The sequence below is a fragment of the Advenella sp. genome, from assembly GCF_052108595.1.
GTDB lineage: Bacteria > Pseudomonadota > Gammaproteobacteria > Burkholderiales > Burkholderiaceae_B > Advenella.
The window spans coordinates 1-8,312 of the sequence record NZ_JBQEAU010000152.1 but is presented as its reverse complement, the minus strand read 5'-3'; the positions used below and the strand labels follow the sequence as shown (position 1 = coordinate 8,312).

Sequence of the window (8,312 nt, the reverse complement as noted above, 5' to 3'; positions counted from 1 at the left end):
AGCGAGGGCCGCAAAATTGGAACCCTTGTTCCCAAAGTAATATCAGTTAAAGTGACGTTCAATCAGAAATCAGGACGAAATGTGTCCAATGTCGTTGTGTCGAAAGGGCGCGTTGATTAGGGACCAGAGAAAGTTGTCCCATGGCTCGTCAGGCCATTGTAATTTTCAGCGTACGGACCACGTCATGTGAGTCATTAGGAACCGTAGCAAAACGGGATTGAAAATTAGTGCTCCTCTATCTTGCGTATCAGCCCTTCCTGGGTGGTGGAAGCGATCAGGTCTCCCTTGCTGTTGTACACGTGCGCCCGGCAAAAGCCGCGGGCATTGCTGGCGCTCGGCGATTCCAGGGAGTAGAGCAGCCATTCGTCCATACGGAACGGGCGGTGGAACCAGATGGCATGGTCAATAGTGGCCATTTGCATGCTTATGGAAAAGGGCGTCTGGTTATGCGGCAGCAGGGAAGTAAACAGCAGGTAGAAATCTGATGTATAGGCAAGCATGGCGCGATGCAGCAGCGGGTTATCGGGCAGTTTGTCTGCGGCGCGAAACCAGATGTGGGCCTGCGGATCGTAATTGCCCGGTTTAAGCATATGGCTGGGCTCGACTGGCCGCATCTCAATGGCAAAATCCCGCCCGACCAGACTGGCCAGGCGTTTGGGCAGCTTCTGCTCAATGTCGGCAATCAGTTGTTTTTCATTTTTCAGGGAGTCTGGTGGTGTCACGACGGGTGCAGGGGTTTGGTGTTGAAAACCCGGTTCTTCTCCCTGGAAACTGCTGCTCATAATGAAAATGGGCTGGTCCAGTTGCGAGGCGATCACGCGCCTGGCCGAAAAACTGCCGCCGTCACGGGTGCGTTCCACTTCGAAGCGTATCGGTTTGCTGGTATCGCCCGGACGCAGGAAATACGAGTGTAGCGAATGCACGGCCCGACCCGGGCTGACCGTCAGCGACGCTGCCATCAGAGACTGCCCCAGCACCTGCCCGCCAAAAATGCGGCCTGTACCAAAGATGTCGGTGCTGATACCATTGAAAACATCATTACCCAGTGACTCGACCTGAAGTTGCTCAATAAGGTCTGGCAGTACGCTCTGATTATCCATAGATGGTCATTTTGACAAATGAGAGGAAAGTCCGATTCTAGCAGAAGAGTTCGGGCGGCAGCGTGCCGATCGCCGATTATTATGGCCGTATCGCGCAATTGCAGCCAATAGTTTTTGCAGCTTGATACAAATTTGGACGAGGCTTAATAACCCGTTTTATAATCCCGATGACGCAAAGTCCGCACTTTGTCATATGCTTTACGGAAAAGGAACACCGAATGCCACATTTCATCCAGAATAAATTGGCAAGCCCTGTTTTTCTGACATTCATATTGGCGCTGGTGGCAATGCCACTTGCCGTCATGAGCACACAAAGCGTCCCCAGTCCGCTTTTTTATTTCCTGCTGGTTTTGTCGCTGTTTATTGTGGTCGCGTTGCGCCCGGCGCAAAGTACCTTCCGGCTCAAGACGTTTTCGTGGCTGTTCGCCCTGTGTGCTGTCTTTGTTGTGGCCGTCGTGGTATCTGAACTGGTCAATGACCGTAGTGACGGCGCGGGATTTGAAAAGGCACTGCGTTTTTCCGCCGGCCTGCCCCTGCTTGTCGCTGCTTGCTGCTATGTCCCTCGCCGTTGGCTATCCTATTCTGTATTCGGTGTATACGCAGCCCTGGTGTTTGCTATTGTATTCATCGTCTATTTGGCCTTGCCCGATTTCATTCGACCGGAAACCAGTGCCGTATACAATGCCGTGGGCTATGGCGATCTGACTTTTCTGCTCAGCGTGATCACGCTGTATTCCTGTAATGTGACGTTTACACGTTTTGCCAGAACAGAAAAGATCCTCAAAATCATTCTGGGGATATTGGGTATTGCGGCGTTTGTACTTACTCAAACGCGCAGCGGCTGGGTGGCGGTGCCCTTTTTTCTGCTGTTTGGCATCATGATCCATATGCGGGAAAATAATCGCATGAAGCTGGCCGGCGTGTTTCTGGTTGGTTTGGTGCTGGCTGCAGCCGTCACCCTGACCATACCCGGTATCAAGGACCGGGTGCAACTGGGCGAGAAAGAATTCAAGGAATGTATCACCACGGACCGCACCAAGTTGTCTTCAATCTGCATACGTCTGCAGTTGTGGCGTTCAACCATTGCTATTTGGGAAGAGAATCCGTTGTTTGGGTCCGGCGCCAACAACTATTTTTCCGAATTCATGAAAACGGACGGCGTGCAGCGCGGGCTGGTTTCCGAAGTGGTGGCCAATCAATGGGGAGAACCGCATAACGACTGGCTGCAGGCGTTAAGCAGTTACGGATTGTTTGGGGTGCTGGGCCTTTTTTTGCTTTACTTTGCGCCGGCTGCCGTCTTCATCAAGCGAATGTTGCGCACAACCAATGAGGAATTGCGAACCTACGCGGCAATGGGGGCTGCAGTCTGTGTCGGCTTTGCCGTCTTCGGGCTCTCGGAGCTGATGTTCCGCGGTTTGCGCACCATGGGGTTCTATACCGTGATCGTGGCGGTGTATCTGGCCCTGTCCACAAGAATCCGGGGTGTTGAACATTAATCAGGGTAAGTTTTTACGCGGTTTTGTCAAATACGTCATGCCGGGGCGGCAGATCGGGGCTTCGGCACGTTTGTCACTTTTGGCGCACCCGGTATTTTGGCGCGCCCGGTATTGTGGTGTCATGTGGCAAATCAGACAACAGTACAATAGCCATGTTGTCTGATCATGGGGATTGAAAGACATATATGGGCGAACAAGAAAAGGTAGCCATTTTGATGGCGCCGCGTCTGGGCGATTCCTTGCTTATGATGGTGATTGCCAATAATTTTCGTAACAATGGCGCTCAGGTGTCCATCTTTAGTGACTATATCTGGCAATTGCGCGATTGGTTTCCGAGTTTTGCCATTCATCGGTCGTTGACGGAGCAGCAGGCGCATGCAGCGCTCAGCGGCTTCGATCGGGCCATACAAATGCATCCAGGCTGGCCGTTCGATCTGACCCAAAAACATTCGAACGCAGTCATATACGACGAACACATGATCATTACCGGCAAGGGCTTTGTCAAGGCCTATCAAATGCGCGATTTTTGCCGCGATTACTTTGGACATACCGGGTGCACGCATACCAACGGTATGGTCGCGCCAGGCGGCATTGAAAAGAACCGCTATCCAAGACGGGTGGCGATCCATCCGACCTCCACCGGCGCATTGCGTTGCTGGGCGCCAAAGTATTTTGGCCAATTGGCTACAGATTTGATAAAGGCGGGTTTTGAACCTGCCTTTATTGTGTCGCCAGCCGAGCGCGCTGATTGGCAATGGGTTACAGGCGTGGGAGCAGCGTTGCCGGATAATTCGGGGCTGACCGGGGTCGCATGCTACATTCGGGAATCGGGCTGGTTCATTGGCAATGAGTCGGGCATTGGCCATCTGGCTTCGGCTGCCGGTATTCCGGTGCTAACGCTGACCGGCCGCATGACGCGTACCAGGGCGTGGCGACCGGCCTGGAGCATCTCACGTATTGTTTCACCATGGTATATTCCAGGGGGGCGATTGCGCGACCGATACTGGCGTATTTTGCTCACGCCAAAACAAGGTGATGTGGGCGTTCGGCAAATTGCGGTCAGACACGGCTGCGGTCACCGATACCGACACTAACATGAATGCCAAGGAAGCGGCCTGATTCAGGCTGCTGCAACAAGGGGGTACACAATGAGTCTGGCCGAGCAGTTTGCCGCCGTCAATGAACAGGTACGTCTGGCATGTGAACGTGCCGGCAGGGACCCGCAGCAGGTTTGCATTTTGCCGGTCTCCAAGACCTTTGGGCATGAGGTCGTGCGCCAGGCCATGGCGCTGGGCCAGCGCCAGTTTGCCGAGAACCGGGTCCAGGAAATGAAAGAAAAGGCGCTGGCATTGAATGATTCCTCCATCGAATGGGTCGTCATCGGCTACCTGCAGACAAATAAAGTCAAGGAAGTGGTGCGTTATGCCAGCCAATTGCAATCGCTGGACCGGCTGGAGCTGGCGCAGGCGCTGGACAAACGGCTGCAGCAGGCCGGTCGCCGCCTGGATGTGTTGGTGCAGGTAAAGTCCAGCAATGAAGAAAGCAAAACCGGCATGGCGCCCGAGCTTGTGCCGCAATTTCTCAAAACTATTCGCGACTATGACACCCTGAACGTGAAGGGCTTCATGACGGTGGCGGAAAACACCCATGAGCAGGAGCGGATCAGGCGCTGTTTTGAACGTGTGCGCCAGTTGCGTGACCAATGCCAGGATGAACAGGGCCGCACATTGCCGGTTTTGTCCATGGGAATGAGCGCCGATTTTGCGCTGGCGATACAGGAAGGCTCGACGCAGTTGCGCATTGGGTCTGCGCTGTTCGGCCAGCGTCCCCCAGTGCGCTGATACGGACGTTGATAGCCCGGTGAGCTACATTCACGGTGTAATGACCCGGTGCAATAACCTGGGCGAATGGCTTGGCGTGAATACTTAGTGTGTATCTCTCGGCACTAATCTCGAGGAGCAGATATCTCGGTGCCAATATAAGATGTTGATATCAAGGTGTGGATTGTCTGATGCAGATCTCAAGTTGCAGATATCACGATATGAATTTCACGGTGTAAATACCCTGATGCAGGCGATGAGGGTATGAATCTCACCGTACAACGATCATGCGCCGTAGCGACGCAAGCCGTCCAGATCAAGGATGGATACGGCGCCGTATTCCACCTGTAATAATTTTTCACTTTCCAGTTTCTTGAGCGCCTGATTGGCGCGCTGGCGCGATACCCGGGCCAGATAACCCATTTCCTCCTGCGTGATGGCCAGCCGCTGTTTCAGGCCGGGATACAGCAGGGGATTGAACAGTTCGGCCAGGCAGCGGGCAACGCGGGCATCAGCGTTGAGCAGGCGGTCATGTTCGGCGCGACCGATGAACTGCCCCACGCGCTCGTTCAGCATATCCAGCAGATAGCGATTAAACGGAATGCTATTGTCCAGCAGCCACTCAAAGGTTCGGGACGGCAGTCTGGCCACGTAGGAATCGCGCAGGGCCACGACATCGTACTTGCGGCATTCTTTCTTCAGGATGCTGCCTTCACCCAGCCAGCCACCGACCGGGATGCCGGTAAGGGATGCCACCTTGCCATCGGCATTACCCACTGAAATTCGAATCAGGCCATCCATGACGCCGATCCAGTGATCGGCGGCCTCGCCCTTGCGCGCGATGAGGGCGCCGTTTCCATAATGGGCAACGGTTACATCCTGCAGCACGCGTCGCTGGTGCTCGGGCGCGAGCAGATTGAACCACTGCGCGGCCTCGGGGGAAAAAGATGACATAGGACTTACCCTAGAAAATCATAGAATGTCGTGATGGCGACAGTTAGCTTACAATCAAACCGTTAACTTAGCAACACATAAAATTTCCGGGGCTTTTCGCCAATACGGGGTATCCGGACCGGGGCGGGCAGAACAAATAAATCAGCGCCCGAAGACACAGGCAAGGAGACAACATGCCGCAACAAGTAAACAGCACGAGTGCCGCCGTGTCGCAGACATTTCCTGCACTGCTGCAGCATCACGCAGCAGTCCGCGGAGCCCGGCCGGCGCTCAGGGAAAAAGACCTGGGCATCTGGCAGACCTATACCTGGGCGCAGGTTGCTGCGCAGGTACAGCGCGTTGCCAATGGCTACCTGCAGTTCGGGGTGCAGCCCGGCGAACATATTGCAGTTGTGGGCGAGAACCGACCGCGGCTGTATATGGCGATGATGGCTGCGCAGGCGGTTGGCGCGATTCCCGTCCCCATGTATCAGGACGCTGTTGCGCAGGAGATGGTTTACGTGCTCCAGGATGCGAGCGTGCGGGTTGTCGTGGCGGAAAACCAGGAGCAGGTCGACAAGATGTTCGAGGTACGTGAACAGGTGCCTACGCTTGCTCATGTCATATATGACGATCCGCGTGGCTTGCGCCATTACAGCGATCCGCAGCTGCTGTCCTGGGAAGACCTGCAGCAACTGGGCGACCAGTACGCAACAGGCGCACCCAATGCTTATGCCGATGCAGTAAACCGCGTGCAGCCCGACGATACGGCCGCGATGTTTTATACATCGGGAACCACAGGCAAGCCCAAGGGTGTGGTGCTCACGCATGCCGCCCTGATCGATCGGGCGCAGGTGATTCAGGAGCTGGAAAATCTGACCGACAGGGAAGAGGTGCTAGCCTATTTGCCGCCTGCCTGGATCGGCCAGAATATGTTCTCCTACACGCAACTGTTGGTCACCGGCTTTACGGTGAATCACCCGGAATCGCCAGCGACCGTGGCGATTGATATGCATGACATCGGGCCGACGTATTATTTTTCGCCGCCACGCATTCTTGAAGACTTGCTCACGCATGTGACCATTCGCATGGAAGACGCTGGCAGGTTCAAAAAATGGCTGTTCGATACCTGCATGAAGCTGGCCCACCGCGTGGGCGGGCGCATCCTGGATGGCCAAGCCGTCGGCACGCTGGACCGTATTAAATATTCAATCGGTAATCTTCTGATTTACGGACCGCTGCGCAATACGCTTGGCATGAACCGGGTGCGCGTAGCCTATACCGCTGGCGAAGCTATCGGTCCTGACTTGTTTCGCTTTTACCGTTCGATCGGAATCAATCTGAAGCAGCTCTACGGGTCGACCGAAACGTCGGTGTTCGTTTGCGTTCAGAGCGACGGACAGGTATCTGCCGACACTGTTGGACCTCCCGTGGCGGGCGTCGAATTGCGTATTGCCGAAAGTGGTGAAGTGCAGGTAAAAAGCCCCGGCTTGTTCCGCGAATATTATCGCAATCCCGAATCCACGCGTGAATCGTTCACCGCAGATGGCTGGTATCACACAGGTGATGCCGGCATTGTTGATGCTCAGGGGCAACTGCGGATTATTGATCGCGCCAAGGACGTGGGCCGTTTGAGTGACGGGCGTATGTTCGCACCAAAGTATGTGGAGAACAAACTGAAGTTCTTTCCGTTTATCAAGGAAGCCGTGGCGTTTGGTGCAAATCGTGACTTTGTCACGGCCTTTGTCAATATCGACCTGGAAGCCGTCGCCAACTGGGCCGAGCGGCGCAGTCTGGCCTATGCCGGTTATACCGATCTGGCCTCGCGCTCCGAAGTATATGAGTTGATCGCCGATTGCATCGGCAAGGTCAATGCAGATGTGGCGCAGGACCCGCAATTATCGGGCCTGCAGATCCACCGCTTTTTGATTCTGCACAAGGAGCTGGACCCCGATGACGGTGAGCTGACGCGCACCCGCAAGGTGCGTCGCGCTTTCATCGCTGAACGCTACGGTGTACTGATCGATGCGCTGTTTTCCGGTAAACCGAGTCAGTACATCGAAACCGAAGTGAAATATGAAGATGGACGAACCGGGAAAATTGCTGCAGAGTTGAAAATTCACCCTGCCGTCGTTGTATCCGATCCTCTTAAAAAGGCCGCATGAGCATGAGTGACGAACGTGAAGCCAGAATCGGCAAGGTGATCCTTGATATGCAGAATATTTCGCTGCGGTTTGGCGGCGTCAAGGCGCTGACCGACATTTCGTTCAATGTAAAGGAACACGAGATTCGTGCGATTATCGGCCCTAATGGGGCCGGTAAAAGCTCCATGCTCAATGTGATCAACGGAGTGTATGTGCCGCAGGACGGTAGCATCCACTTCGATGGCAAACAGTTTGGCCGGATGACGCCGCGTCGTGCGGCAGAGATGGGGGTGGCGCGCACCTTTCAGAACCTTGCGCTGTTCAAGGGAATGAGTGTGCTGGACAACATCATGACCGGACGCAATCTGCGCATGAAAAGCGGGCTGATCTCGCAAGCCTTCCGGATATTCGGCGCAGAAAAAGAGGAAATCGCCCATCGCGAATTTGTCGAAAACATTATTGATTTCCTGGAAATCCAGGCCTATCGCAAAACCCCGGTCGGGAGGCTGCCTTACGGTTTGCAAAAGCGCGTGGACCTGGGTCGGGCGCTTGCCATGGAGCCACGCATGCTGCTGCTGGACGAGCCCATGGCGGGCATGAATATAGAAGAAAAACAGGATATGAGCCGCTTCATTCTGGATGTCAATGACGAATTCGGTACGACGATTGTGTTGATCGAGCATGAGATGGGCGTGGTGATGGACATTTCCGATCGGGTAGTGGTGCTCGACGACGGTACAAAAATCGGCGATGGTACGCCGTCGGACGTGCGCTCGAACGAGGAGGTGATGCGGGCGTCGGTGGGTGTGGAGCTCTGAG

Annotated in this window: 7 protein-coding genes; 5 read left to right on the top strand and 2 right to left on the bottom strand. The window is 54.7% G+C overall.

From position 1 onward, the window contains the following. Window positions 1-224 precede the first annotated feature (224 nt). The gene (locus ACTIKR_RS19200) at window positions 225-1,100 is read right to left on the bottom strand and encodes an acyl-CoA thioesterase (protein ID WP_442328718.1); all 876 of its coding nucleotides are present in this window, start codon (window positions 1,098-1,100) and stop codon (window positions 225-227) included. 218 nt (window positions 1,101-1,318) lie between these two features. On the opposite strand from ACTIKR_RS19200, the gene ACTIKR_RS19195 reads away from it, so the two are divergent. The 3 genes from ACTIKR_RS19195 to ACTIKR_RS19185 all read left to right on the top strand — a co-directional run bounded on the left by ACTIKR_RS19195 (window position 1,319) and on the right by ACTIKR_RS19185 (window position 4,437). After that, window positions 1,319-2,596 (top strand): O-antigen ligase family protein, encoded by a 1,278-nt coding sequence (locus ACTIKR_RS19195; protein ID WP_193088341.1) that lies wholly within the window; start codon window positions 1,319-1,321, stop codon window positions 2,594-2,596. 185 nt (window positions 2,597-2,781) lie between these two features. Beyond that, window positions 2,782-3,690, top strand: a complete 909-nt coding sequence (locus ACTIKR_RS19190; protein ID WP_442328717.1) for a glycosyltransferase family 9 protein — start codon at window positions 2,782-2,784, stop codon at window positions 3,688-3,690. Window positions 3,691-3,744: 54 nt separating this feature from the next. Beyond that, window positions 3,745-4,437: a YggS family pyridoxal phosphate-dependent enzyme gene (locus ACTIKR_RS19185; protein ID WP_193088339.1), complete on the top strand. Its 693-nt coding sequence runs from the start codon at window positions 3,745-3,747 to the stop codon at window positions 4,435-4,437. 264 nt (window positions 4,438-4,701) lie between these two features. On the opposite strand, the gene ACTIKR_RS19180 is transcribed toward ACTIKR_RS19185, so the two are convergent. After that, window positions 4,702-5,370 (bottom strand): Crp/Fnr family transcriptional regulator, encoded by a 669-nt coding sequence (locus ACTIKR_RS19180; protein WP_193088338.1) that lies wholly within the window; start codon window positions 5,368-5,370, stop codon window positions 4,702-4,704. Window positions 5,371-5,543: 173 nt separating this feature from the next. Between ACTIKR_RS19180 and ACTIKR_RS19175 the strand changes: the two genes are divergently transcribed. Together ACTIKR_RS19175 and ACTIKR_RS19170 are read left to right on the top strand one after the other, a co-directional pair. Further along, window positions 5,544-7,514: an AMP-dependent synthetase/ligase gene (locus ACTIKR_RS19175; protein WP_193088337.1), complete on the top strand. Its 1,971-nt coding sequence runs from the start codon at window positions 5,544-5,546 to the stop codon at window positions 7,512-7,514. Further along, window positions 7,511-8,311: an ABC transporter ATP-binding protein gene (locus ACTIKR_RS19170; RefSeq protein ID WP_442328716.1), complete on the top strand. Its 801-nt coding sequence runs from the start codon at window positions 7,511-7,513 to the stop codon at window positions 8,309-8,311. Before ACTIKR_RS19175 ends, ACTIKR_RS19170 begins: the two co-directional genes overlap by 4 nt. The last annotated feature ends 1 nt before the right edge of the window (window position 8,312 follow it).

Excerpts from the sequence above, each read along its gene's own strand:
- ACTIKR_RS19200 (WP_442328718.1), bottom strand. The coding sequence starts at position 1,100 with ATGGATAATCAGAGCGTACTGCCAGACCTTATTGAGCAACTTCAGGTC.
- ACTIKR_RS19195 (WP_193088341.1), top strand. The coding sequence starts at position 1,319 with ATGCCACATTTCATCCAGAATAAATTGGCAAGCCCTGTTTTTCTGACA.
- ACTIKR_RS19190 (WP_442328717.1), top strand. The coding sequence starts at position 2,782 with ATGGGCGAACAAGAAAAGGTAGCCATTTTGATGGCGCCGCGTCTGGGC.
- ACTIKR_RS19185 (WP_193088339.1), top strand. The coding sequence starts at position 3,745 with ATGAGTCTGGCCGAGCAGTTTGCCGCCGTCAATGAACAGGTACGTCTG.
- ACTIKR_RS19180 (WP_193088338.1), bottom strand. The coding sequence starts at position 5,370 with ATGTCATCTTTTTCCCCCGAGGCCGCGCAGTGGTTCAATCTGCTCGCG.
- ACTIKR_RS19175 (WP_193088337.1), top strand. The coding sequence starts at position 5,544 with ATGCCGCAACAAGTAAACAGCACGAGTGCCGCCGTGTCGCAGACATTT.
- ACTIKR_RS19170 (WP_442328716.1), top strand. The coding sequence starts at position 7,511 with ATGAGCATGAGTGACGAACGTGAAGCCAGAATCGGCAAGGTGATCCTT.